Source organism: Amycolatopsis sp. NPDC033938 (genome assembly GCF_055575975.1).
Window position 1 is genome coordinate 54125 of sequence record NZ_JBVIRO010000012.1, and the last position, 22865, is coordinate 76989.

Genomic DNA, 22865 nt, shown 5'->3' on the forward strand with positions numbered 1-22865 from the left:
GCGGAGCTGGACGAACCCGCCCTGGCCGAAGGCCCCGGGATCACAGCGGCTGGGCGCCCTGGGGCGAGAAGTCACCTGTTTGACCAGCGTGCGCCCTGGCGATGGGATCGCGGATGGGGGCACATCCGCAAAGATCAAGTACCGGTAGGGGCACGGTCGGGTTTGGCCTTGCGCGGCTTGGCGTCAAGATCCTCCCGGAGGCGGTCGAGTTCGCCCCGCAGGAAGTCGCGGGTGGCGACCTCGCCGAGCGCGATCCGCAGCGAGGCCAGCTCCCGCGCGAGGTATTCGGTGTCCGCCTTGGTCTGCTCGGCCCGGTTCCGGTCCTCCTCCAGGGAGACGCGGTCGCGGTCGTCCTGCCGGTTCTGCGCCAGCAGGATGAGCGGCGCGGCGTAGGCGGCCTGCGTCGAGAACGCCAGGTTCAGCAGGATGAACGGGTACGGGTCCCACTGCAGCGAGACCGCCGTCATGTTCAGCGCGATCCAGACGATGACGGTCAGGGTCTGCCAGAACAGGTACTTGCCGGTGCCGAGGAACCGCGCGACCCGTTCGGTGAGCCTGCCGAAGGTGTCCGGGTCCATGTTCAGCCTGAACCGGCCTTGACCGCGGGGCTGGTCCAGCCGCCGCCCGGACGTCAGTTCAGGCACGTTCGGCCTCCTCGGTCTCCGCAGTGGTCTCTTCGGTGGTCTCGCCGGTGCTGTCGTGCAGGCCGGTCTCACGCCAGCCTTCCGGGAGCAGGTGGTCGAGCACGTCGTCGACGGTGACCGCGCCGAGCAGATGGTCCTCCGTGTCCACCACCGGACCGCAGGTGAGGTTGTACGCGGCGAAGTAGCGGGTGACTTCGGCCAAGGTGGCGTTCGGCCGCAGCGCGGGCAGCTGGGTGTCCACCGTGCTCGCCACCATCTCCGCGGGCGGTTCGCGAAGCAGCCGCTGGAAGTGGACGACGCCGACGAAGCGCCCTGTCGGCGTCTCAGTCGGCGGACGGCAGACGAACACCATGCTCGCCAGTGCCACCGGCAGGTCGGCGTTGCGGATATGCGCGAGCGCCTCCGCGACCGTGGCGTCCGGCGTCAGCACCACCGGTTCGGGCGTCATCAACCCGCCCGCGGTGTCGGAGGAGTACTCCAGCAGCCGTTTCACCGGCGCGGACTCCTCGGGTTCCATCAGCTCCAGGAACCGGCTCTGCTCGGCGGGCGCCAGTTCGGCCAGCAGGTCGGCGGCGTCGTCGGGGTCCATCGCTTCGAGGATGTCGGCAGCCCGTTCCTCGGCGAGGTAACCCAGCAATTCCTTCTGGTCGTCCTCGGGGAGTTCCTCGATGACGTCGGCGAGGTGCTCGTCGTCCATCGCGTCGGCGACCTCATGTCGCCGTTTCAGCGGCAGATCCCGGACGGTGGCGGCGACGTCCGCCGCGCGCATGGTGTCGAACAGCATCAGCAGCTGCGCCGCGCCCTGGGTCTGGCCGGTCAGGTCGGTGAGCCCCAGTCCGGACACCTCCGCCCACGGCAGCACCTGCATCGGCGCGCGGCGCCTGCCGAGACCGAGCCTGCTCGACCGCTCGCGGATTGCGAGTTTCGCGAGCACCCAGTCCCGGGTCCGCGTCGGCTCCATGGCTGCGTCGACGACGGTGACGCGAGTGTCCGAGCCCGCGAGCGTGGCGTGCGCGTCGAACAGCTGCCCGACCACGAGGACCTCGTTGGGCCGCTGATGGAACCGGCGCATGTTGACCGACCCGGTGGCCAGCGTGATCGCGGTGGGCTCGATCGAGGTCACCCGCAACATCGGCACGAACACGCGCCGCCGCGTCGTCAGCTCGACCACGATGCCCAGGATCCGCGGCGGCTGCTGGTCGAGCCGGAGGCCCGCCACCAGATCCCGCACCTTGCCGATCGATTCGCCATCGGGTCCGAAAACCGGCAAACCGGCCAGCTGAGCTGCGAATACCCTGTTCACGGCTGCCATATCCGAAGGTTATCGGCTCCCGGGCCGGGGGACGATTCGTGTGATCATCGCAATGCCCACGCGGCGATCTCCGGGACGGTGGCGTAGGCCGGATCTTCGGCGATGCTCTCGGGCGGCGTGCCCTCGGCGAGGTCTTCGTGCAGCCAGATCCAGTTCTGCACCGCGCGGACGAGCGTCCACGCGCGCGTTCGTTCGGCGTCCACCCCCGCCGCCGCGGTGAACCAGCGGATCTTGTCGTCCATTGTGGACTCGCCCGCCCGGTTCCAGAGGATCGAGATCGCGCCGAACTCGAGGTCACCCGAGAGTGGTTTGGGGTCGATCACCAGCCACGGCTCGCGTTCGCCCGCCAGGACGTTCTCGAAGTGCAGGTCCTCGTTCACCATCAGCTCACCGGCGTCCGGCCCGAGGTTCACGCAGAGTTCCACCGCCGCGTCGATGTACTTCCGGTCGAACGGCTCGCCGAGATCGCTCCAGGTCTCCGCGAGTTCGCTTGCCAGCTCTTCGGCTTCTTCGCGAAGGGACCGCCGCAGCGCTTCCGGGGCCGGGACGGCCAGCCGCCGCGCGAGTGCGCCGACGGTCTCGACGGCCTCCTGGATCGGCTCGGTTTCGAGTGAGCGGGTGGCGTCGAGCCGCTCCAGCAGCAGGACGCCGTCCTCGGGAACGTTGTCGTACATCAGCACGGCGCCCTGACCGGCCCATGTGGACAGTGCGAGCGGTTCGTCGTCGGATTCCTCGTGCGGCCAGCCGAGTTTGAGGATCGCGGGGCTGCCGTCGGACCGGCGGACGGGCTGGGCGACGCCGACGAAGCCGTGCATGGCCGCGCCGTCGTAGCCGAGATTCCATTTGCGGGTGTACTTCTCGGCGAGGAAGGGCAGGGAGTCGAGCCATTCCGCGGCTCCGGGGCCGAGTCCGGCGGCGCGGTCGAGGAACTTGGGCGGGATCTTGAAACCGGTCACGATCTCACCTTGGCAGGCCTGTCCAGCCTGTTTCTTCCGTGACCTGCCGGGCGTACCGTGAAGAGCGAGAACAACCCCGGGAGCAGCCATGGTGGTGGAGATTCTCAGTGCGGTCGCCGTCGCGGGCGGTGCGTGGCTCGCGGCCGGCCTTCGGGTGGTGAAACAGTACGAGCGCGGTCTCGTGTACCGGTTCGGGCGGGTGCGCCCGGACATCCGGCAGCCGGGGCTCGCGATGCTGGTGCCGTTCGCGGACAGACTGCAGAAGGTCAACATGCAGATCGTCACGATGCCGATCCCCGCGCAGGACGGCATCACCCGCGACAACGTCACCGTGCGGGTGGACGCGGTCGTGTACTTCAAGGTGATCGATCCGGTGCTGGCCGCGGTGAACGTGCAGGACTACCGCTCGGCCGTCGGGCAGGTCGCGCAGACCTCGTTGCGGTCCATCATCGGCAAGAGCGATCTGGACGATCTGCTGTCCAACCGAGAGCGGCTCAACGAGGGCCTGGAGCTGATGATCGACAGCCCGGCGCTGGACTGGGGCATCCACATCGACCGGGTCGAGATCAAGGACGTCGCGCTGCCGGAGTCGATGAAACGCTCGATGTCACGCCAAGCCGAAGCCGAACGCGAACGGCGTGCGCGGGTCATCTCGGCCGACGGGGAACTGCAGGCGTCGTACAAGCTCTCGCAGGCGGCCGCGACCATGGCCGACACCCCGGCCGCGCTGCAGTTGCGCTTGCTGGAGACGGTCGTGCAGGTCTCGGCGGAAAAGAACTCGACCCTGGTCCTGCCGTTCCCGGTGGAACTGCTGCGCTTCCTCGACGCGAACACGCCGAAGCGGGAGACGCCGCCTTCAGAGGCTTCAGCGGCTTCAGAAGCCAATGGTCAGGTCGCGCCTGCGCCTCGCGAACCGGACGACGCGGCACCGCGCCCCTGAGGCGATAGCAAAGGTCCCCTGCTCTCTTTCCACAGGTCAGAGAGCTAATCCAGCTTGCCGTTCATGCCGAGGATGATCAAAGTGCCGAAGAAGCCCGAGTACAGCGCGATGACGACGTAAGCGATGATCACCGCCGCGAGCGCCATGCCCCGCCCGCCCGCCTCGCCGCGGTTCGCCTTCGCCAGCCCGATGTGCCCCAGGATCAGCCCGACGATCACGGTCACGAGCGAGCAGATCCCGACGAGCGAGCACACCAGTCCGGCGATCGCCATCCCGTTGTCCTGCGAGCGGCGGGGCATCGACGCCGCGTACGGGTTGTACGGCGGGTAAGAGACCATCGGCTGCGGCACGGGTGCGTACTGCGGCACAGGTGCGTACACCGGCGCTGAAGTGTCCGGAGCCGCGAAGGTGGGCTGGACAGGTTCGGCGGTCAGCGGGTCGATGGCCTGCGCGTACGGCTCCGGCGGAGCGGGAGGCGGTTCTTCGGCGGGCTTGGCCTCGAACGGGGCGGGCGGCTCGAACGGCGGGGGCGGCTCGAAGGGCGCGGGCGGCTGGAACCGCTGTGGTTCCGCGGCCGACGGGTTCGACACCGTTTCGGACGCGGAAGTCGGATCCGAGAACGTGGTCGAGTCGGTGTAGGACGACGTCGAGTCGTTCGTCGACGGAGTGTCCTGCGAGTCGGAACTGCTCATCCGGTTGGCCCCCTGGTTCGTGCGGGACACCACCGTATCCGGGAACGGCTCACGAGACGCCCGCGGCACCGATCGCCAGCACCACGAAAACGAACCACAGGATGACCGGGATCAGCCACAGCGCGGTGACCACGTAGCCGACGACCATCCCGGCCTGCGCCAGACCCTGGCCGCCCGCTTCGCCGCGCTTGGCCTTCGACAGCGCGATGTGCCCGAAGACGATCCCCAGTATCGCCGGGAAGCACATGACCAGCCCGATCAGCGAGCACACCAGCGAGGCCACCGCCATGCCCTGGTCCGGCGGCCGCAGTGCGCCGTAGGGCTGCCCGTAGTACTGCTGCGGAGGCTGATACGGCTGGAGACCGTAGGGCTGCTGCTGCCCATACGGGTCGTGCGGATTCGTCATGCGGGTCCCCTCGTCGGCTCCGGACCGTACCGTCAGGGGAACAGACGTCCGGAAGCGCGCGGGCGTTTCCTGTTCAGCGGAAAGCCCCGCGCTTCGCGGCGCTGCCATGGCCACGGATGGCGGACGCGTGACTGCGCTCATAGCGAGGTCCCCGGCCAGGCGTCATACTCACCGGTAACCCAGCGCCGGGAGCCCGGTGCGCGCGAATTTTAGGGAGCAGCGATGGCTCGCCTCGCCCAGACCGCCGGCTTGACCGACGTGCAGTCCGAAATCCTGGCCACGGTCCGCCAGTTCGTGGACAAGGAGGTCATCCCGCGCGCGCAGGAGCTCGAGCACTCCGACACCTACCCCACCGACATCGTCGAGGGGATGAAGGAGATGGGCCTGTTCGGGCTCACCATCCCGGAGGAGTACGGCGGCCTCGGTGAATCGCTGCTGACCTACGCGCTCGTGGTCGAGGAGATCGCGCGCGGCTGGATGAGCGTCTCGGGCGTCATCAACACGCACTTCATCGTCGCGCACATGATCTCCCGGCACGGGACGCCGGAGCAGAAGCAGCACTTCCTGCCGCGCATGGCGACCGGTGAGGTCCGCGGTTCCTTCTCGATGTCCGAGCCGGATCTCGGTTCCGACGTCGCCGCGATCAAGACCCGCGCCCGCAAGACCGATGACGGCTACGTCATCGACGGCTCGAAGATGTGGCTGACCAACGGCGGCAGCTCCAACCTGATCGCGCTGCTCGTCAAGACCGACGAGGGTGCCGAGAAGGCTCACCAGAACCTGACCACGTTCCTGGTCGAAAAGCCCGAGGGCTTCGGCGAGGTCGCACCCGGCCTCACCATCCCCGGCAAGATCGACAAGATGGGGTACAAGGGCGTCGACACCACCGAAGCCGTGTTCGACGGCTTCAAGATCGGCGCGGACAAGGTCCTCGGCGAGGCCCCGGGCAAGGGCTTCGCGTACATGATGGACGGTGTCGAGGTCGGCCGGGTCAACGTCGCCGCGCGGGCCTGCGGGATCGCGATCCGCGCGTTCGAACTGGCGGTGGAGTACGCCCAGCAGCGCAAGACCTTCGGCAAGGCGATCGCCGAACACCAGGCGGTGGCGTTCAAACTCGCGGAGATGGCCACCAAGGTCGAGGCCGCGCATCTGATGATGGTCAACGCCGCCCGGCTCAAGGACTCCGGCGAACGCAACGACGTCGAAGCGGGTATGGCGAAGCTGATCGCGAGCGAATACTGCGCCGAGGTCACCCAGGATTCGTTCCGCATCCACGGCGGCTACGGCTATTCGAAGGAATACGAGATCGAGCGCCTGATGCGCGAGGCGCCGTTCCTGCTCATCGGCGAGGGCACCAGCGAGATCCAGAAGACCATCATCAGCCGGGGCCTGCTGCGGGAGTACAAGAGCCGGAGTTAGGGTCGTGAGTGGCAATGAGGGTTCTAACCCTATTTGCCACTCACGACCCCACGCGGAACCGCGCATAACGTCATCAATCGGGCGCCGAGTCTCCGAAAGGTGTCCCTTGTGGACAGTCGCGCGACGCCCCGCCTCAACGGGCAGGTCCTCGCCTGCCGCCAGACAGCGAGCCGATCACGCCACATTTGCCTTACCCCTCAATAGCCCCTCGGCTGGGGTAACCCGGACCGGCGAAGAATCATTCAAGATTTCCGGGGTCGATGCAGCGCGCTCGCGTGCTTTTGTTCACCCAAGGTGTCATTCGCGCCGTGGTGACGAACTGATCGTGGGGTTTGAACCGGGATGAAGCCGGACCGGGATACCCCGGGTGACATTTCCCGGTCTTCATCGCCTTGTCCTGCGCCTTTTCCCGATTTTCGCCGCCCTCGCGTCCGGCGTACGTTCCGGCTGAACGTGCTCACGGAGGAGGGAAAGTGACTCGACGGACAAGGATCAGTGGAATCGCTCTCGCGGCTTTCGCGATTCTGACCGTCGCCGGATGCGGCGACGACAACAAGGACAATGGCGCCGCGGCGGCATCGTCCGCGGTGAGTTCCGCGGCGTCCGGCCAGAACGGCATGCCGGGCGACGGGGCCCAGAACGGCGACGGCAAGAACGGCGACGGTCAGAACGGCCAGAACGGTGACGGCCAGAACGGGCAGCCGGACGCCGCGGCCGTACAGGGACTGCAGACCAAACTCGACGAGGTCCTCAAGGCCTCGCCGGTGCGGTTCTCGCCGCAGAGCGCCGAGCTGACCGACGAGGCGAAGGCGACGCTCAAGAAGGTCGCCGAAGCCGCGGCCGCGGTGCCGGCGGTCAAGGTCGCGGTCGACACGCACGCGGGTTACCCCGACGCCGCCAAGGCGACCGAGCTGTCGCAGAAGCGGGCGGACGCGGTCAGCAAGGCACTCGCCGACGGCGGGCTCGCGGCCGACCGGGTCAAGGCCGAAGCGAAAGGCAGCGAAGGGGTCGACGGCGACGACACCAAGGCCATGACCGTGGAGGTCAAGGCCGCTCAGTAGCCTCGCCACCCATGCCCGGCCCCCTTCGGACGTCACACCCGTCCGGAGGGGCCTTCTCTCGCCCGGACAGCTGGTTCGCGCCTCGCGCCCGTCCTTGAGAAGATGGACCGGGACGGGCGAGAGGTGATTACGTGAGTGCTCCCTTTGGCGGAGGTGGCGGGGCCGCGGGTGGGTTGCCCAGGCTGCCGACACCGCCTTCCGGCTGGCCGATCGGCTCCTACGCGACGTACGGCGAAGCTCAGCAAGCCGTCGGATTCCTCGCGGAGAAGGAGTTCGGGGTCTCCGACGTGACCATCGTCGGAGTCGACCTGATGCTCGTGGAGCGCGTCGTCGGCAGGCTGAGCTGGGGCCGGGTGCTGGGCACCGGCGCGGTGTCGGGCGCGTGGTTCGGCCTGATCATCGGGTTGCTGCTGGGCATGTTCAACAACCAGGGCTTCGCCTGGCAGCCCATGATCGGCGGGGTCGTGCTCGGCGTGCTGGCGTGGACGGTCTTCGCGGCCATCAGTTACAGCATGTCCCGCCGCGACTTCTCCTCCGCGAGCCAGCTGGTCGCCGGTCGCTACGACGTGCTCTGCCAGCCGCGTTCGGCCGAACGCGGCCGCGAACTCCTCGCCCAGCTCGCGTTGGGCGGCCGTTCCACCAGGTGACCCTGGAGCCGGACCACTGACATTCGGCGGTACTGATTCACCTGTTCGCCGCGCGATCCGCTGAATCGTTACCGATACTGCTTGCGGGCGGTGATCGCCCGGAATAGGTTGCACAACACCAGTCGGGCGGTCGCGTACTCCAGCGTGCCCGCCCGAGCACTAGCACGTCGGGGTGCTGGCGCGCGGCTTCTTCAACGCGTCCTAGTGCCGCCACATCCCGGGCGTGCGCGCGGGTGAGGGAGGCCCTCATGGGGAAGAGGATGAGCGCGAGCCGGAGGGGCCGCTCACCGGGCCGCGCCGGCGCGCTGCTCGGCGCGACAGCGCTGACGGCGGGCCTGTTGGCGGGCTGCGGGGCACCGGCCGGGCTCAAGATCAATGTCTACTACGCGCCCGAAGACAACTTCCAGTCCGTTGTGGACGATTGCACCAAGGCCTCGGGCGGGCGCTACGAGGTCGTCTACAACAAACTCCCGCGACCGGCCGACGGCCAGCGGGAGCAGATGGTCCGCCGACTGGCGGCTGGGGATGATTCGCTCGACGTACTGGGGTTGGACGTCACCTGGGTCTCCGAGTTCGCCGAAGCGGGCTGGGTCGACGAATGGACTGGGGCGGCGAAAGCCGAGGCGACCGCCGGTGTCCTGCCGGGGCCGCTCGAAACCGCCACGTGGAACGGAAAGCTCTACGCGGCGACCAAGAACACCAACGTCCAGCTGCTCTGGTACGACGACAGGCTGACGCCGAATCCGCCGAAGACCTGGGACGAGATGATCCAGCAGGCCCAGGCGCTCAAGGCACAGGGCAAACCGGCGAACGTCGTGTTCACCGGCGCGCAGTACGAAGGCCTCGTCGTCATCTACAACACCCTCGTCGAGTCGGCGGGCGGCAAGATCCTTTCCGACGACGGCAAAGCGGTCGTGATGGACGAGGGCGCGGTCAAGGCGCTCGAGATGCTCAAGAAGGTCACCACGGCCGGGATCACCGACGCGTCGCTGACCAACTCGAAGGAGGACGAGGTCCGCCAGTCGTTCCAGCGCGGAAACGCCGCCTTCGAGCTGAACTGGCCGTTCGTCTACGCCTCCTACGCCAAGGAGAAGAAGAACGACCTGCAGCACTTCAAGTGGACCACCTACCCGGAGCTCGAAGCGGGCAAGCCCGCCAAGACCACGATCGGTGGCTACAACCTGGCGGTCAGCTCGGCCTCGAAGCACAAGGCCGAGGCCTACGAAGTCGCGCTGTGCCTGCGCAACGAGAAGAACCAGAAGTTCTCCGCGCTCAAGGACGGTGTCCCGCCGACGCTCGAATCGCTCTACACCGACACGGCCCCGCTCGACCCGACCGCGGCCGTCGGCGACGACAACCCGAGCATGGACACGAAGTATCCGATGCGGGAGACGATCCTGGACGCGCTCAAGGACGCCGCGGTGCGCCCCTTGACCCCGGCGTACCAGAACGCTTCGACCGTGTTGTCGAAGGTGCTTTCCCCGCCTTCTGAAATCGATCCGCGGAAGACGGCGGAGAAGCTGCGGGAGCTGCTCGCCGAAGCGCTCCAGTCGAAGGGAGTGATCCCGTGACCGTGCAGGAAACCGCCGGTTCGGCGACCAAGGCCGAGCCGGGCAAGAAGACCAAACCCGTGCTCAGCGAAGGAAAGAAGGCCGAGCGCAGGCTCGGGCTCTGGCTGTGCGCTCCGGCGGCGTTCGTGATGATCGCCGTCACCGGGTACCCGATCGTCTACTCGATCTGGCTTTCCCTGCAGCGCTACGACCTCCGGTTCCCGGCACGGCAGGAGTTCGTCGGCCTCGAGAACTACATCTCGGTGCTGTCCAACGAATACTGGTGGACCGCGTTCGGGACGACGATGGGCTTGACCGTCGTTTCGGTCGCGATCGAGCTCGTCCTCGGGATGGGTCTCGCGCTGATCATGCACCGGACGCTGGTCGGCCGGGGCCTCGTGCGGACGGTCGCCCTGATCCCGTACGGCATCGTGACCGTGGCCGCGGCGTTCTCCTGGTACTACGCCTGGACGCCGGACACGGGCTACCTCGCCAATCTGTTCTTCCCGGACAGTGCGCCGTTGACCCAGTACTGGCCGTCGCTGGCCATCATCGTGCTGGCCGAGGTGTGGAAGACGACGCCGTTCATGGCGTTGCTGCTGATGGCGGGGCTGGCGCTGGTGCCGGACGATCTGCTGAAGGCGGCGGCGATGGACGGCGCGACGGCGTGGCAGCGGTTCACCAAGGTGATGCTGCCGGTGATGAAGCCCGCGATCCTGGTGGCGCTGTTGTTCCGCACCCTGGACGCGTTCCGCATCTTCGACAACATCTTCGTGCTCACCAATGGCGCGCAGGACACGTCGTCGGTCTCGATGCAGACCTACAACAACCTGGTCAAGGGCTTGAACCTCGGGATCGGGTCGACGATGGCGGTGCTGATCTTCCTCACGGTGGCGATCATCGCGTTCATCTTCATCAAGGTGTTCGGCACGGCCGCACCCGGCAGTGACAATGGGGGTAAGCGCTGATGGTGATGGGTGGAGCGGTCACTTCCGGCCGCAAACTCAAGTGGGGCCTTGTCGACATCCTGGTCCTGGTGTTCGCGCTGTTCCCGGTGCTGTGGGTGATTTCGCTTTCGTTCAAGACCAAGGAGACCTTGGACGACGGGAACTTCATCCCGTCGGAGTGGACGTGGCAGAACTACGCGGACATCTTCGCGACCACGGAGTTCATCCGGGCGCTGGTGAACTCGATCGGGATCGCGATCATCGCGACGGTGATCGCGGTCGTCCTCGGCACGATGGCGGCGTACGCGATCGCGCGGCTGGACTTCCCCGGAAAGCAGCTGCTGGTGGGGATGTCGCTGCTGATCGCGATGTTCCCGCAGGTGTCGCTGGTGACGCCGTTGTTCAACATCGAACGTGAGCTGGGGCTGTTCGACACCTGGCCGGGGTTGATCCTGCCGTACATCACGTTCGCGCTGCCGCTGTCGATCTACACGCTTTCCGCGTTCTTCCGCGAAATCCCGTGGGAGCTGGAGAAGGCGGCGAAGATGGACGGCGCGACCCCGGGGCAGGCGTTCCGGAAGGTGATCGCGCCCTTGGCGGCGCCAGGGGTGTTCACCACCGCGATCCTGGTGTTCATCTTCTGCTGGAACGACTTCCTGTTCGCGATCTCGCTGACCTCGACCGAGTCCTCGCGTACGGTCCCGGCGGCGTTGTCGTTCTTCACGGGGTCCTCGCAGTTCGAAGACCCCACCGGGACGATCTCCGCGGCCGCCGTGGTGATCACCGTCCCGATCATCTTGTTCGTGTTGTTCTTCCAGCGTCGCATCGTGGCGGGGCTGACGTCCGGTGCGGTGAAGGGCTGACCCATGGCTGAAATTGTTCTCGAGAAGGTGTCGAAGAAGTACCCGGACGGCGCCCTCGCGGTGTCCGAAGTGGACATCACGATCGCCGACGGTGAGTTCATCATCCTGGTCGGGCCGTCCGGCTGCGGGAAGTCGACCACACTGAACATGGTCGCCGGGCTGGAGGACATCTCCTCCGGCGAGCTGCGGATCGACGGCGAGCGCGTCAACGAACGGGCGCCGAAGGACCGTGACATCGCGATGGTGTTCCAGTCCTACGCCCTCTATCCGCATATGAGCGTGCGGGAGAACATGGCGTTCCCGCTGCGGCTGGCCAAGGTCGACGACAAGATCGTGCGGGCGAAGGTCGAAGAAGCCGCGCAGATCCTCGACCTGACCGGGCATCTGGACCGCAAACCGGCGAACCTCTCCGGTGGGCAGCGGCAGCGGGTCGCGATGGGACGCGCGATCGTCCGTAACCCCAAGGCGTTCCTGATGGACGAGCCACTGTCCAATCTGGACGCGAAGCTGCGCGGTCAGATGCGGACCTCGGTGTCGAAGATCCAGAAGCAACTGGGCACGACGACGCTCTACGTCACGCACGACCAGACCGAGGCGATGACCCTCGGCGACCGGGTCGTCGTGCTGCGGGCGGGTTACGTACAGCAGATCGGGTCGCCGCAGTTCCTCTACGACAACCCGGCGAACCTGTTCGTGGCCGGGTTCATCGGCAGCCCGTCGATGAACTTCGTGCCGGCGACGCTGGAGAACGGCATCGCGCGCAGCGCGCTGGGCGACATCCCGCTCACCGACCGGGTGCGACGGCTGGCCGAGGCCGCCGACGCGCCGCGCGAGGTCATCGTCGGCATCCGGCCCGAGCATTTCGAGGACGCCGCGCTGATCGAAGCTTCCGCTCGCGAGGGCGGGGCGACGTTCACCGCCCACGTCGACGTCCTCGAGTCGATGGGTTCGGAGAAGTTCGCGCACTTCTCGGTCGAGGGGGAGGTCGCGTCGTCGGCCGACCTCGCGGATCTCGCCGCCGACAGCGGCTCCGCGGACGTCCCGGGTGCCGAGTCGCAGATCGTGGCCCGGCTCTCCGCGTCGTCTTCGGCCGCGGAGAACCAGAATGTCGAGCTCTGGTTCGACGCGGACAAGATCAAGCTCTTCGACGGGTCCAGCGGCAAGAACCTGACCTACACCGAATAACTCGCCTCACCCGGAAGCGCGTGAAGGCCCCCTTCCCTCGGCTCAGCCGAGGGAAGGGGGCCTTCACGTAACTTCCCCACCTTCGGCGGTTTACGATCACCGGCCGATCCGAGACCCTCAGCCCGACGCGCGGAACACCGCAACTGAGCGAAGGGCGCCTGTCTTGACGAAGAAGCTGCCACGCCGTCTCCTGCAGGGCCTCATCGGAGCGGTTCTCCTCACCACGCTCGCCCCGGCCGTCGCCTGGGCCGACCCCCCACAGGCCTTGCCGACGAACGCGACGGAGGCCGACAGCACCTGGCAGCCCGCGTTCGATTACGACACCGACGGCTGCTATCCGACGCCCGCCATCTCGCCGACCGGCGCGCTGGCTCCCGGGCTCAAGAACTCCGGCGCACTCAACGGTCAGTGCCGCGACCGATCAGACCTCGACAACACCAACTCCTACGCGCGGTCGAAGTGCAACAACGGCTGGTGCGCGTACCTGTACGACCTCTACTTCGAAAAGGACCAGGCCGTCCCGGGCATCGACTGTTGCGGGCACCGGCACGACATCGAACACGTCGTCGTCTGGGTCAGCGAAGGCCAAGCCCGGTACGTCTCGACGTCCGCGCACGGCAACTACTCCACTTACGACCGCTCCAAGGTCTCCTGGGAGGGAACGCACCCGAAGATCGTCTATCACAAGGACGGTGCGAGCACCCACTGCTTCCGCATCGCGAGCGCGACCGAACCGCCGGAGAACCACTACGGCGCTTGGCAGTATCCGGATCTCGTCAGCTGGGACCGGTTCCCGCCCGGAATCCGTGACATCCTCGTCCGCGCCGATTTCGGCAGCGCGAGCCTGGCGATCAAGGACGGTTCGTTCGCGAACAATCTGGCCAAGGCCAAGCCGAGTGGGATCCCGTTCGACCCCAACGGCTGAGGCCGGATCAGTACTCGGACTCGGGAAGGGCGAGCCAGAGCACGAGATAGACGATGAACTGCGGACCGGGCAGCAGGCAGGACAGCACGGCGAGCAGGCGGACCTTGCCCGGCGTGGTGCCGAAGCGTTTGGCGATACCGGCGCAGACGCCGCCGATCATGCGGCCCTGGCGCGGGCGGGTGAGGCGGGTGGCTACGGGCTGGCTCACGGGTTCGTCCCTCTCGATCGTCACGGTGGGTTCGGAATCGGTGGATCCGATCCGGTGCGTGAAACCCATTTTCGTCTCGCGGCCGTCCGGCCGCATCCCACCGGGGGACGAAACGCACCCCTAAGGGCGTGAAATCGCGGTAAAGCATCCACCTGGGAAAACGACGAAGACCCTGTGTTCTTCGCCCGTAAGGGCTGGCGTTCCCGGATCTTTTGACGATACTGCTCCGGTGCCCTCGAAGAGCCTGATCGCAGTCATCTGTGGCTTGTTCCTCGCCGCGGCCTGTGCCACACCGGAATCCGCGACCACGCCGCCGCCGACTACGGACCGCGACGAAGCCCTGACCGCCTCCGAGGCGCTCGGGGAATACTCGTCGCTCGATTACTGCAGCCTCGTCGACCAGCGAAAAGTGATCGGCGGCGGAAACGCGGTCAAACCGCCGCTGACCTCTTTCGAGTTCTGCCGCCTGGAATTCGTCGAGGGCGCCAATCGCTACACCGTCACCACCGGCCCGGTCGGCGCCGGGCAGGACCCGAACAATCAGCCCTACGAATACGGCGGATCGCTGCCGGAGGGTGTCAGCGTCCAGCAATCGACGTTCAACGAGAACACCACCTGCACGCGGCTGCTGACCTTCGCCGACGGGATCCGGCTGTCCATCATCGTCACCTCCGACAACGTGGACGCGGCCGACCAGGCGAACCGCTGCCGGATCGCCGACGCGACGGTGGGGAGTGCGGCGGGGGTGATCGCCGCGCGCAAGGTCGGGCGGCTGAACCTCGACCAGCGTTCGTGGGGCCGAGTCGCCCCATGTGCCCTGCTCGACCAGCACGAACTCGACGCCTCCGCCGGAGCGGAGAGCAAACCCGCCCCGGCGCTGTCCGGGCACAACTGCATCCGCGGCAAGGTCAGCGTCTCGCTGTCGGTGGACGCGGACACCACGCCGGGCGCGACGGAGGCGCTGGGCGGGCGGCAGGTCCAGGTCACCACGTCGGGCGCGTTCTGTCAGGTGACCACGCACCGGCCGATCCCGGGCACCCCGGACCGGGTCGAGCAGGCGACGCTCTCGGTGGTCGGCGTCGACGGCTCTGATGACGCTGACGCCACCGGCGACGCCGGGGGAGCGACCTGCGCGGCGGCGCGGGAGGCCGCGGTGGCGGTGTTCCCGAAGCTCCCGTAGCCCTCCGACGCGCGCAAGGACCGCGTTCAGCGGACTAAACGCGGGGGATCAGCGGAGCTTGGGCAGCCGGAAGGAGCACATCGCTTCGTCCAGCGCCTCGGCGTCCAGCGGAGGATGCGGCAGCGGGGTGGCGCGACCGGGTTCGGCGCGCAGGCCGTCCAGCAGCATCGCGAGGCAGCGGCGCCACAGGTCCGGCTGGATACCGTGCGTGAACTCGATGACCGAGCCGATCATCTGGTGCAGCAGCGGTATGTCCGTCGGCACGAAGTCCGCGCGGAGGGCGCCCGCCGACTGAGCGCGCTCGACGAGTTGTGTGATCAACGGCACCATGCGTGCCTTCGCCTCGGCGACGCGCTCGTGGCCGAAGACGTTCGACAGCATGACTTCCCGTAATCCGCGGTCGCCGGCGTGCAGTTCGGCCGCGCGCCAGGTGAAGCCGACGAAGCCCTCCCAGGGGTCTTCGGCGCGAAGCGCTTCTTCGGCGAACTGGCGGATCGTCTCGAACTGGTCGACGAACATGGCCTCGACCAGGTGTTCCTTGCTGGGGAACCGGCGATAGACGGTGCCGACGCCGACGCCCGCGTGATGCGCGACGTCGTCCAGCGTCGCTTCGAGCCCGCGCTCGCCGAAGACGTCACGTGCCGCCGCGATGATGCGCTGCCGATTGAGTTCAGCGTCGCGCCGCAGCGGCCGCGCCGGTGCGGCGGGAGCGAGGTCCCGAGCCATGGGGCCAGCTTAACAAACAAAGTAGAGGACGCTTCTCCGCTTTTCGGGTACGTTGGCAGGGAAAGGGGAGATACCTACTCCACATAGCTTCTTCGTCACTATCGGTGAGGAAACCGCCCGTATGCCTGAGTCATCCACCGCTGTCGCCACGCCGCCGGGGGACGCGGCCACGCAGCACCCCAACCCGCACCACGCCAGGAGATGGCTGATCCTGGTCGTGATCGGTCTCGCCCAGCTGATGGTGGTGCTCGACGCCACCGTCGTGAACATCGCGCTCCCGTCCGCGCAGCAAGACCTCGGCTTCTCGAACGACGCCCGGCAATGGGTCGTCACCGCTTACGCGCTCGCGTTCGGCAGCCTGCTCCTGCTGGGCGGGCGGCTCGCGGACCTCTTCGGCCGCAAACGCGCCTTCCTGGTCGGCCTTGCCGGCTTCGCCATCGTCTCGGCGATCGGCGGCGCCGCCACCAGCATCGAAATGCTGCTCGTCGCCCGCGCCGCGCAGGGTGCCTTCGGCGCTCTTCTCGCCCCGGCGGCCCTCTCGCTGCTCACCACGACCTTCACCGACCCGAAGGAACGCGGTAAGGCCTTCGGCGTCTTCGGCGCGATCGGGGGTGGCGGCGCGGCGATCGGCCTGCTGCTCGGCGGCGTGCTGACCGAATACCTCGACTGGCGCTGGTCGATGTACGTCAACATCATCTTCGCGGTGATCGCGTTCGCCGGTGCGGCCGTGCTGCTGAAGAACGCCGAAAGCGAAGGCCCGCGTCCGAAGCTCGACATCCCGGGCACGATCACCGCGTCGGCCGGCCTGTTCGCGCTGGTCTACGGCTTCGCGAACGCCGAGCGTGACTCGTGGTCCTCGATCTCGGTCTGGGGTTTCCTCGCCGTCGGTGTCGCGCTGCTCGCCGCGTTCGTCGTGATCCAGCAACGGGCCGCGCATCCGCTGCTGCCGTTGCGCGTCCTGCTCGACCGTGACCGCGGCGGCTCGTACCTCGCGATGTTCCTGCTCGCCATCGGGATGTTCTCGATCTTCCTGTTCCTCACCTTCTACATCCAGCTGAACCTCCGGTTCACGCCGGTGCAGAGCGGGGTCGCGTTCCTGCCGATGGTCGCCACCCTGATGGCCAGCGCGACGTCGGCGACGGCCGTGCTCCTGCCGAAGTTCGGCGCGAAACCGTTGGTGTCACTGGGAATGCTGATCGCCGGACTGGGCCTGTTCTGGCTCTCGGCCATCGACACCACCAGCACGTACGCCAGCGGCGTGCTCTTCCCGCTGATGGTCATGGGCGTCGGTATCGGCCTCGCCATGGCGCCCGCGATGAGCGTCGCGACCTTCGGCGTCGACACGCACGACGCCGGTGTCGCGTCGGCCGCGGTCAACACCGCGCAGCAGGTCGGGGGCTCGATCGGGACCGCGCTGCTGAGCACGCTCGCCGGGAACGCCGCGACGTCGTTCCTGGTCGGTAAGACGCCTTCGCCGCAGCTAGCGGCCGAAGCGGCGGTGCACAGCTACACGACCGCTTTCGTGTGGGGCGGGTGGATCTTCGTCGCGGGGGCGGTGATCTGCGGGCTGCTGCTGCGGTCCGGTGCCCCGGCGAAGGCTCCCGAGGGGGCTGAGGCTCCGGTCGCGGTGCACATGTAGGGGATGCCATGAAAGGTCCTTTCCTTGCAAAATTTGCAAGGAAAGGACCTTTCATGGCACGCGCGGAGCGCGTCAGCGGGACTGTGACCGCACGGCTTCGAAGACCTCGTCGTCCCATCGGTGCGTCCGGATCAGCCGGTACCGTTCGCACGCCACCCACAGATACGCCTCGGCGTCCGTGCGCGAGCCGATCATGTCGGCCTGCCGCAGCATCGCCACCACCGGCACGTACTCCTCGTCGAACCACCGCTGCGCCAACGTCGCGCGATCCGAGTAGCGGCCTTCGTCCTGCATCAGCCGGAAACCCCACGCCTCCACGTGTTCACCGAGCCGCGCGTAATCCCACGGATCCGTGAACACCACCGAAGCCCGCGCGTGCCCGGAAAGCGGGACGCGCTCCAGGAACAGCCGCCGATAGTCCTTCACGATCAGGTCGCCGCGGTACCGGATCCCGCTCGGGTCCAGTTTGGTCCGCACCTCGGTGATCATCGCCTCTATTGTGGACAGTCCCATCGCGTGTGCCACCGAAACGCGGTGATGTCCGTCGATGATGAAATGCAGTTCGCCGACGCGGTACACCTCGATCGGCGGGATCGACTCGCCGCGTCTGGTCGCGAGCGCCAGTCGTTCCCAGCGTTCGCGGACGCGGCCGGACGTCGGGCGGAAGCGGCGGTCGAAATCGCGGCCGCGGTCGACGCTGCCGACGATCGAATCGAGCCGGATCACCCGCGACCCGATCCTCCGCTCGCCGAGATAGCCGAGCGCGTCGACCACCTCGTTGAACGGCAGCATGATGTTGACGTCGTCGGGCTCGCGGCGCAGCCAGGTCGCCAGCCGGGACAGGACCTGTCGCCGTCGTGCGCGGAGGAAGTCGTGTTCCGCGTCCGCCCGGGGAAAACCGGTGTCCTTCATAAGAACTCCATGATCCGGTGCCCGACCACGTTGCGTACCGTGGTTTCGCCGACCACCCGGTCCGGCACGGGTTCGCCGTGCGGGTGGATATGCCCGTGCAGCAACCATTTCGGCCGCAGCAACTCGATCGTGCGATGGAGACAGTCGAAGCCGCGGTGCGGTGGATCCTCGCGGTCACCGCAGTGCCGCGGCGGCGCGTGGGTCAGCAGGATGTCGACCTCCCGTCCGTCCCGCCAACGCCGGAAGCGCGCCCGGCGCACGAGCCGCCGCGCACGCCGCGCCTGCTGGCGTTGCGTCCACTGGTTCGGGCCGTCGTTGTAGCGGACCGAACCGCCCAGCCCGGCGACCCGGAGCCCGCCGACGTCGACGATCCGGCCGTCCGCGTTCACCCCACCCGCCGGGCCCGGCCACTCCGCGGGAAAACCGTCCTTCATGGACAGTCCGCCATAACGGGTGTAGCCCGACAGATCGGGATCGTGGTTGCCAGGGACGAACACGCACGGCACGTCGAGCGCGCTCGCCAGGAACTCCAGATAGTCGTACGGCAGGTCGCCGGCGCCGATGACGAGGTCGGCCGGGTGGTTGTGGACAGCGGAGGTCCACAACCGCTCTTCGACCTCGTCCGCGACGACCAGCGCCTTCATACGCCCCAGCGTAATGCCGGGCGCGTTATTTGGTGCCGTGCGCGAACGCGGGGTCCTTGGCGATGATCGCGATCACGATGCCCAGCCAGACGACGCAGAAGGCCAGCGCCCAGAACTTGAGGTTGGTCAGGATCCGTGGCATGAGGAACTCCAGAACTACCGAAGGGGAAGAAGGTCAGAGCCAGCGGTTCTTCCTGAATATTCGGTAGAGCAGGATGCAGACGCCGAAGATGATCGTCATCGCCAGCGGGTAGCCGAAGCGCCAATGCAACTCCGGCATGTAGTCGAAGTTCATCCCGTAGATGCCGGCCAGCGCCGTCGGGACCGCGATGATCGCCGCCCACGCGGTGATCTTGCGCATGTCGGTGTTCTGCTGGAGCGTGATCTTCGCCAGCGTCGCGTCCACCAGCGTGGTCAGCAGTTCGTCGAAGTTCGCGACCCGTTCCGCGACCGTGGTGAGGTGGTCGGAGACGTCGCGGAAGTACGAACGGACCTCGTCCGGGATCAGCCGCGTGTAGCCCTCGGCGAGCCGCTGCAGCGGAGTGCCCAGCGGCATGACCGCGCGCCGCAACTCCAGCACCTCGCGTTTCATGAAGTAGATCTGCTCGGCGCTCACCTTGGAGCGCGGCGCGAAGACGTGCGTCTCCATTTCGTCGATGTCCGACTCGATCGCGGTGGTCACGTCGAGGTAGTGGTCGACGACGTGGTCCGCGATCGCGTGCAGCACCGCGGACGGCCCGAGGTCGAGCCGCTCCGGGTCCTGGTCGAGTTCGCGGCGCAGCCGGGCCAGCCCCGAGTGGTTCCCGTGCCGCACGGTGATCACGAAGTCGCGGCCGAGGAACGCCATCAGCTCGCCGGTCTCGACGATCTCGTTCGCCGTCGCGGGCGACTCGTGTTCGACGTAGCGGACCGTCTTCAGCACCATGAACAGCGTGTCGTCGTAGCGTTCGAGCTTGGGCCGCTGGTGCGCTTCGAGCGCGTCTTCGACGGCCAGTTCGTGCAGGCCGAAGGTGTCCGCGATGCCCTGTATCTGGACCGCGTCCGGCTCGTGCAGGCCGATCCAGACGAATCCGGCGTGCCGCTTGCGCACCTCTTTGATGGCCTCGGAGTGCGACCACCGGCCGGGCAGGCGCTTGCCCTCCACGTACACCGCGCAATCGACGACGTACGCCGAAAGGGGGACGGGCAACGGGCGTTCGGGGACGCTCTTGGCGCGGCCGTTGCTCCGGCCGCGAAGGCCACCGAGCGAGGGAATGGCAGGCATGGGATCTCCTGGGCAGACGTCGTGCGTTGTGCGCGAAGACGACGGGCCAAGCGGTCGGGGGGCCGCTCGGCTAGGCCAGCGTTCCCGGTTTCGTCAGCCCTACCAGGTGGGGAACCGGCGAGACGTGAAAGCGGGAACGCTGCGACTACTAGGAAGCGGACTATCGCCACTGGACATCGGGTTCCTCACCTCCTCGGCTCGGCGGACGGTTACGCAGTGGTGTTGGTCGCGTTGACGACCCGACACCAATGGTCGAGGGTACTCCTCAACATGAAGGCCTGTCGTTCCAGGCTCACGCCGCGTTACTCGTGCAGGAGGAATGGGTGCAGTTCGGTCGCTATTACGAAGAGTTCGAGGTCGGCGCGGTCTACAAGCACTGGCCGGGCAAAACGGTCACCGAGTACGACGACCACCTGTTCTGCCTGATCACCATGAACCACCATCCGCTGCACCTCGACTCGCACTACGCCGAGGAGACCACCGACTTCGGCAAGAACGTCGTGGTCGGCAACTACATCTACTCGCTGCTGCTCGGGATGTCGGTGCCGGACGTGTCCGGCAAGGCGATCGCGAACCTCGAGGTCGAGTCGCTGAAGCACGTGAAACCGACCTTCCACGGCGACACCATCTACGGCGAGACCGAGGTGCTGGACAAGACGCCGTCGAAGTCGAAGGACGATCGCGGCGTCGTCTACGTCGAGACGCGCGGGTACAAGCAGGACGGCACGATCGTGTGTGTGTTTCGTCGCAAGGTGATGGTGCCGAAGCGGTCCTACGGTGACACCAGGGGCGGTGAACAGCCCGGCCGCCCCGTTCCGCACGAATAATGGGTGTCACGAACGGGAAAAGGGAGCGCGTCGATGCCCATCGGGCTGGATGAGATCAAGAGCAGGCTGCGGAAGTTCGCGACGGTCGAGGCGGCCGGTGTTTCGCCGCTGTACGAGCACCTGGCGGCCAAGGCGGCCGAGGACGACGACGTCGCCGGGCTGCTGACCGACGCCCGCGGTGGCGAGGCGCGCGGGACGTTGCTGATGGCGACCGCGCACCGGCTCATCCAGGCCGACCCGATCCACCCGCTTTCGCGGTACTACCCGTCCGTCGGCGGCTTCGACGGCGTGGACTCGGAGACGTGGCCGCTGTTCCGCTCGTTCCTGCTGGAACGGGCGGACAAGGCGCGGGCGATCATCTCTTCGCGCTACACGCAGACCAACGAGGTCCGCCGTGCCGCGCTGCTCTACCCCGCCGTCACGACGGCGGCGAAGGAGGCGGGCGGCAAGATCGCGCTGCTCGAGGTCGGCTGCAGCGCGGGGCTGCTGCTCGGACTGGACAAGTACGCCTACCGCTACCAGTGCGCTGGCGGCGAGCAGCTCACCGCCGGGCCGGCGAAAGCCGCCGTCGGCCTGCACTGCGCGCTCGACCTCGCCCCCGGCGCCGTCACGCCGAAGGTGCCGAAGAAGCTGGCGATCACCGCCCGCGCCGGTCTCGACCGTGCCCCGGTCGACCTGAGCGACGAAGACGAACTGGCCTGGCTCGAAGCCTGCGTTTGGGCCGACCAGCCGGATCGGATCCGGCTGCTGCGCACGGCCGCGGCCGCACAGGGCAAACAACGGCCGGAACTCATCACCGGCGACGCCGTCGACGACCTCGCCTCGGCCGCCGCCACCCTGCCCGCCGACGTGCCCCTGGTCGTGCTGACCAGCCACGTGCTGGCGTACCTGGGGGAGCGGCGGGCGGACTTCGTCGACGCGCTGCGGAAGCTGGCCGGGGATCGGCCGCTGTGGTGGGTCAGCGAGGAGTTCTACGGCGCCGCCTTGGAGCCGTTGCTGCCAGGGCGGGCCGAACTGGCCGACACCAACGGCGGGACGGCCGTTCTCGGGCTCGTCCGTTGGGAAGGCGACACGCCGGAGGTGCGGGCGCTCGCCAGGACGGCGCCGCACGGGCAGCGGATGACTTGGCTGCCGGTTTAAGCCTTTCGCAGTGCATCCCCGTGGTCCGTGAAGGCCTCCTTGAGGGACTCGTCCTTGTTCACCCACTGGTGTGGAGCTTGTATCGGTCGCCGGTCCACGGGTCGTGATCAAGGCGTGAGACCGGGGACCACACCCTCGCGCAGGTCGGGCGCCGGTACACAAATGTGAGGCCTTCGCGGAAGATGTCGGTAAAGCATCGCGGAGGATAATTTTCACCTCTCGCGCTGCTTTATCCTCACGTCATTTGCCAAAACGGGCACGGCATTTGTCACACCGACGAGATATTCCCGGTCGGCAACACGCCCCAGTCGCGGAGAGTGACGAACAGCAGTTCGGCCAACCGGCCGTCTTTGTCGAGTTCGATCAAGGTGGGGGCGTCGATCCAGCGAGCGTCGGCGGCGTCGTCACCGGCACGGAGAGTGCCGCCGGTGACCGAGCAGGCGTAGTCGTGGATGTCGTACGGGCCGCGCCGGACGTTGCCGACGAATGTGCCCGGCGTCACGTCCAGTCCGGTCTCTTCCCGCATTTCGCGGATCACGGCCGCTTCGTCCGATTCGCCTGGTTCGACCCGCCCTCCGGGGACCGACCACAGTCCACGTCCGGGTTCATTCGCCCGCCGGATCAGGAGGATTCGCCCGAGTTCGTCGTGGACGATGCCGCCGACGCAGCGGACGGTGCTGTCCGAAACGGTGTTCATTCCCGAATGGTAGACGCGGACGTCCTGACAACGACTGTCCTATACACGGAGAGTAGCCGTACGGTACACTTCCCCTCGCCG

24 protein-coding genes are annotated in these 22865 nt (G+C 67.4%); 13 read left to right on the plus strand and 11 right to left on the minus strand.

Annotation, left to right across the window (positions count from 1 at the left end; translation table 11 throughout):
* Positions 1–134: 134 nt before the first annotated feature.
* The 3 genes from ACZ5ZX_RS27030 to ACZ5ZX_RS27040 are packed head-to-tail and all read right to left on the minus strand — an operon-like array spanning position 135 to position 2912.
* Positions 135–644: a DUF1003 domain-containing protein gene (locus tag ACZ5ZX_RS27030; RefSeq protein ID WP_465504772.1), complete on the minus strand. Its 510-nt coding sequence runs from the start codon at positions 642–644 to the stop codon at positions 135–137.
* Positions 637–1956 (minus strand): magnesium transporter MgtE N-terminal domain-containing protein, encoded by a 1320-nt coding sequence (locus tag ACZ5ZX_RS27035; RefSeq protein ID WP_465504773.1) that lies wholly within the window; start codon positions 1954–1956, stop codon positions 637–639. Before ACZ5ZX_RS27035 ends, ACZ5ZX_RS27030 begins: the two co-directional genes overlap by 8 nt.
* A gap of 44 nt (positions 1957–2000) precedes the next feature.
* Entirely contained in the window at positions 2001–2912 is a 912-nt protein-coding gene (locus ACZ5ZX_RS27040) for an aminoglycoside phosphotransferase family protein (RefSeq protein ID WP_465504774.1), read from the minus strand.
* Between the two features lie 88 nt (positions 2913–3000).
* Here ACZ5ZX_RS27040 and ACZ5ZX_RS27045 point away from each other — a divergent pair, with 88 nt between their 5' ends.
* Positions 3001–3852 carry a slipin family protein gene (locus ACZ5ZX_RS27045; RefSeq protein WP_465504775.1) on the plus strand — a complete coding sequence of 284 codons (852 nt, stop codon included), beginning with the start codon at positions 3001–3003 and terminating at the stop codon, positions 3850–3852.
* 44 nt (positions 3853–3896) lie between these two features.
* On the opposite strand, the gene ACZ5ZX_RS27050 is transcribed toward ACZ5ZX_RS27045, so the two are convergent.
* Both ACZ5ZX_RS27050 and ACZ5ZX_RS27055 read right to left on the minus strand, forming a co-directional pair.
* On the minus strand, positions 3897–4544 hold the full coding sequence (locus tag ACZ5ZX_RS27050) for a DUF4190 domain-containing protein (protein WP_465504776.1): 648 nt from the start codon (positions 4542–4544) through the stop codon (positions 3897–3899).
* 49 nt (positions 4545–4593) lie between these two features.
* A complete protein-coding gene (locus tag ACZ5ZX_RS27055; protein ID WP_465504777.1) occupies positions 4594–4950 on the minus strand; it encodes a DUF4190 domain-containing protein in 357 nt (118 codons plus the stop codon).
* A 222-nt stretch (positions 4951–5172) separates the two neighbouring features.
* Here ACZ5ZX_RS27055 and ACZ5ZX_RS27060 point away from each other — a divergent pair, with 222 nt between their 5' ends.
* The 8 genes from ACZ5ZX_RS27060 to ACZ5ZX_RS27095 all read left to right on the plus strand — a co-directional run bounded on the left by ACZ5ZX_RS27060 (position 5173) and on the right by ACZ5ZX_RS27095 (position 13547).
* Entirely contained in the window at positions 5173–6369 is a 1197-nt protein-coding gene (locus ACZ5ZX_RS27060; protein ID WP_410605431.1) for an acyl-CoA dehydrogenase family protein, read from the plus strand.
* A 473-nt stretch (positions 6370–6842) separates the two neighbouring features.
* A complete protein-coding gene (locus ACZ5ZX_RS27065; RefSeq protein ID WP_465504778.1) occupies positions 6843–7430 on the plus strand; it encodes an OmpA family protein in 588 nt (195 codons plus the stop codon).
* A gap of 131 nt (positions 7431–7561) precedes the next feature.
* Complete coding sequence (locus ACZ5ZX_RS27070) at positions 7562–8077, plus strand: YflT domain-containing protein (RefSeq protein WP_465504779.1); 516 nt, start codon at positions 7562–7564, stop codon at positions 8075–8077.
* Positions 8078–8325: 248 nt separating this feature from the next.
* On the plus strand, positions 8326–9648 hold the full coding sequence (locus ACZ5ZX_RS27075) for an ABC transporter substrate-binding protein (RefSeq protein WP_465504780.1): 1323 nt from the start codon (positions 8326–8328) through the stop codon (positions 9646–9648).
* On the plus strand, positions 9645–10595 hold the full coding sequence (locus ACZ5ZX_RS27080) for a carbohydrate ABC transporter permease (protein WP_465504781.1): 951 nt from the start codon (positions 9645–9647) through the stop codon (positions 10593–10595). The genes ACZ5ZX_RS27075 and ACZ5ZX_RS27080 overlap by 4 nt, the downstream gene beginning before the upstream one ends.
* Complete coding sequence (locus ACZ5ZX_RS27085) at positions 10595–11437, plus strand: carbohydrate ABC transporter permease (protein WP_465504782.1); 843 nt, start codon at positions 10595–10597, stop codon at positions 11435–11437. The genes ACZ5ZX_RS27080 and ACZ5ZX_RS27085 overlap by 1 nt, the downstream gene beginning before the upstream one ends.
* Before the next feature lie 3 nt (positions 11438–11440).
* Positions 11441–12622, plus strand: a complete 1182-nt coding sequence (locus ACZ5ZX_RS27090) for an ABC transporter ATP-binding protein (protein WP_465504783.1) — start codon at positions 11441–11443, stop codon at positions 12620–12622.
* Between the two features lie 163 nt (positions 12623–12785).
* A complete protein-coding gene (locus ACZ5ZX_RS27095; protein WP_465504784.1) occupies positions 12786–13547 on the plus strand; it encodes an NPP1 family protein in 762 nt (253 codons plus the stop codon).
* Positions 13548–13554: 7 nt separating this feature from the next.
* On the opposite strand, the gene ACZ5ZX_RS27100 is transcribed toward ACZ5ZX_RS27095, so the two are convergent.
* Positions 13555–13755, minus strand: coding sequence for a PspC domain-containing protein (locus ACZ5ZX_RS27100; protein ID WP_465504785.1), 201 nt, complete (start codon positions 13753–13755; stop codon positions 13555–13557).
* Positions 13756–13984: 229 nt separating this feature from the next.
* Here ACZ5ZX_RS27100 and ACZ5ZX_RS27105 point away from each other — a divergent pair, with 229 nt between their 5' ends.
* Entirely contained in the window at positions 13985–14935 is a 951-nt protein-coding gene (locus ACZ5ZX_RS27105) for a hypothetical protein (protein WP_465504786.1), read from the plus strand.
* A gap of 48 nt (positions 14936–14983) precedes the next feature.
* Here the strand turns inward: ACZ5ZX_RS27105 and ACZ5ZX_RS27110 are convergent, their stop codons facing one another.
* Positions 14984–15661 (minus strand): TetR/AcrR family transcriptional regulator, encoded by a 678-nt coding sequence (locus ACZ5ZX_RS27110; protein ID WP_465504787.1) that lies wholly within the window; start codon positions 15659–15661, stop codon positions 14984–14986.
* Positions 15662–15782: 121 nt separating this feature from the next.
* Here ACZ5ZX_RS27110 and ACZ5ZX_RS27115 point away from each other — a divergent pair, with 121 nt between their 5' ends.
* Entirely contained in the window at positions 15783–17300 is a 1518-nt protein-coding gene (locus tag ACZ5ZX_RS27115; protein WP_465504788.1) for an MFS transporter, read from the plus strand.
* 72 nt (positions 17301–17372) lie between these two features.
* Here the strand turns inward: ACZ5ZX_RS27115 and ACZ5ZX_RS27120 are convergent, their stop codons facing one another.
* From ACZ5ZX_RS27120 to corA, 3 genes are all read right to left on the minus strand, one after another.
* Positions 17373–18212, minus strand: a complete 840-nt coding sequence (locus tag ACZ5ZX_RS27120) for a chromosome partitioning protein ParB (RefSeq protein ID WP_465504789.1) — start codon at positions 18210–18212, stop codon at positions 17373–17375.
* The gene (locus ACZ5ZX_RS27125; protein ID WP_465504790.1) at positions 18209–18856 is read right to left on the minus strand and encodes a metallophosphoesterase family protein; all 648 of its coding nucleotides are present in this window, start codon (positions 18854–18856) and stop codon (positions 18209–18211) included. Before ACZ5ZX_RS27125 ends, ACZ5ZX_RS27120 begins: the two co-directional genes overlap by 4 nt.
* A 175-nt stretch (positions 18857–19031) precedes the next feature.
* The gene (gene corA, locus ACZ5ZX_RS27130; protein ID WP_465504791.1) at positions 19032–20120 is read right to left on the minus strand and encodes a magnesium/cobalt transporter CorA; all 1089 of its coding nucleotides are present in this window, start codon (positions 20118–20120) and stop codon (positions 19032–19034) included.
* Positions 20121–20368: 248 nt separating this feature from the next.
* Between corA and ACZ5ZX_RS27135 the strand changes: the two genes are divergently transcribed.
* A complete protein-coding gene (locus ACZ5ZX_RS27135) occupies positions 20369–20947 on the plus strand; it encodes a MaoC family dehydratase (protein ID WP_395882848.1) in 579 nt (192 codons plus the stop codon).
* Positions 20948–20980: 33 nt separating this feature from the next.
* The gene (locus ACZ5ZX_RS27140; protein WP_465504792.1) at positions 20981–22087 is read left to right on the plus strand and encodes a DUF2332 domain-containing protein; all 1107 of its coding nucleotides are present in this window, start codon (positions 20981–20983) and stop codon (positions 22085–22087) included.
* Between the two features lie 268 nt (positions 22088–22355).
* Here the strand turns inward: ACZ5ZX_RS27140 and ACZ5ZX_RS27145 are convergent, their stop codons facing one another.
* Positions 22356–22784 (minus strand): NUDIX hydrolase, encoded by a 429-nt coding sequence (locus tag ACZ5ZX_RS27145; protein WP_465504793.1) that lies wholly within the window; start codon positions 22782–22784, stop codon positions 22356–22358.
* Between the last annotated feature and the right edge of the window lie 81 nt (positions 22785–22865).

Bases quoted from the DNA above. Each gene is read 5' to 3' on its own strand.
- ACZ5ZX_RS27110 (WP_465504787.1), bottom strand. From the start codon at position 15,661: ATGGCTCGGGACCTCGCTCCCGCCGCACCGGCGCGGCCGCTGCGGCGC.
- ACZ5ZX_RS27120 (WP_465504789.1), bottom strand. From the start codon at position 18,212: ATGAAGGACACCGGTTTTCCCCGGGCGGACGCGGAACACGACTTCCTC.
- corA (WP_465504791.1), bottom strand. From the start codon at position 20,120: ATGCCTGCCATTCCCTCGCTCGGTGGCCTTCGCGGCCGGAGCAACGGC.
- ACZ5ZX_RS27055 (WP_465504777.1), bottom strand. From the start codon at position 4,950: ATGACGAATCCGCACGACCCGTATGGGCAGCAGCAGCCCTACGGTCTC.
- ACZ5ZX_RS27035 (WP_465504773.1), bottom strand. From the start codon at position 1,956: ATGGCAGCCGTGAACAGGGTATTCGCAGCTCAGCTGGCCGGTTTGCCG.
- ACZ5ZX_RS27075 (WP_465504780.1), top strand. From the start codon at position 8,326: ATGGGGAAGAGGATGAGCGCGAGCCGGAGGGGCCGCTCACCGGGCCGC.
- ACZ5ZX_RS27115 (WP_465504788.1), top strand. From the start codon at position 15,783: ATGCCTGAGTCATCCACCGCTGTCGCCACGCCGCCGGGGGACGCGGCC.
- ACZ5ZX_RS27050 (WP_465504776.1), bottom strand. From the start codon at position 4,544: ATGAGCAGTTCCGACTCGCAGGACACTCCGTCGACGAACGACTCGACG.
- ACZ5ZX_RS27145 (WP_465504793.1), bottom strand. From the start codon at position 22,784: ATGAACACCGTTTCGGACAGCACCGTCCGCTGCGTCGGCGGCATCGTC.
- ACZ5ZX_RS27135 (WP_395882848.1), top strand. From the start codon at position 20,369: ATGGTCGAGGGTACTCCTCAACATGAAGGCCTGTCGTTCCAGGCTCAC.
- ACZ5ZX_RS27125 (WP_465504790.1), bottom strand. From the start codon at position 18,856: ATGAAGGCGCTGGTCGTCGCGGACGAGGTCGAAGAGCGGTTGTGGACC.
- ACZ5ZX_RS27140 (WP_465504792.1), top strand. From the start codon at position 20,981: ATGCCCATCGGGCTGGATGAGATCAAGAGCAGGCTGCGGAAGTTCGCG.
- ACZ5ZX_RS27060 (WP_410605431.1), top strand. From the start codon at position 5,173: ATGGCTCGCCTCGCCCAGACCGCCGGCTTGACCGACGTGCAGTCCGAA.
- ACZ5ZX_RS27090 (WP_465504783.1), top strand. From the start codon at position 11,441: ATGGCTGAAATTGTTCTCGAGAAGGTGTCGAAGAAGTACCCGGACGGC.
- ACZ5ZX_RS27085 (WP_465504782.1), top strand. From the start codon at position 10,595: ATGGTGATGGGTGGAGCGGTCACTTCCGGCCGCAAACTCAAGTGGGGC.
- ACZ5ZX_RS27045 (WP_465504775.1), top strand. From the start codon at position 3,001: ATGGTGGTGGAGATTCTCAGTGCGGTCGCCGTCGCGGGCGGTGCGTGG.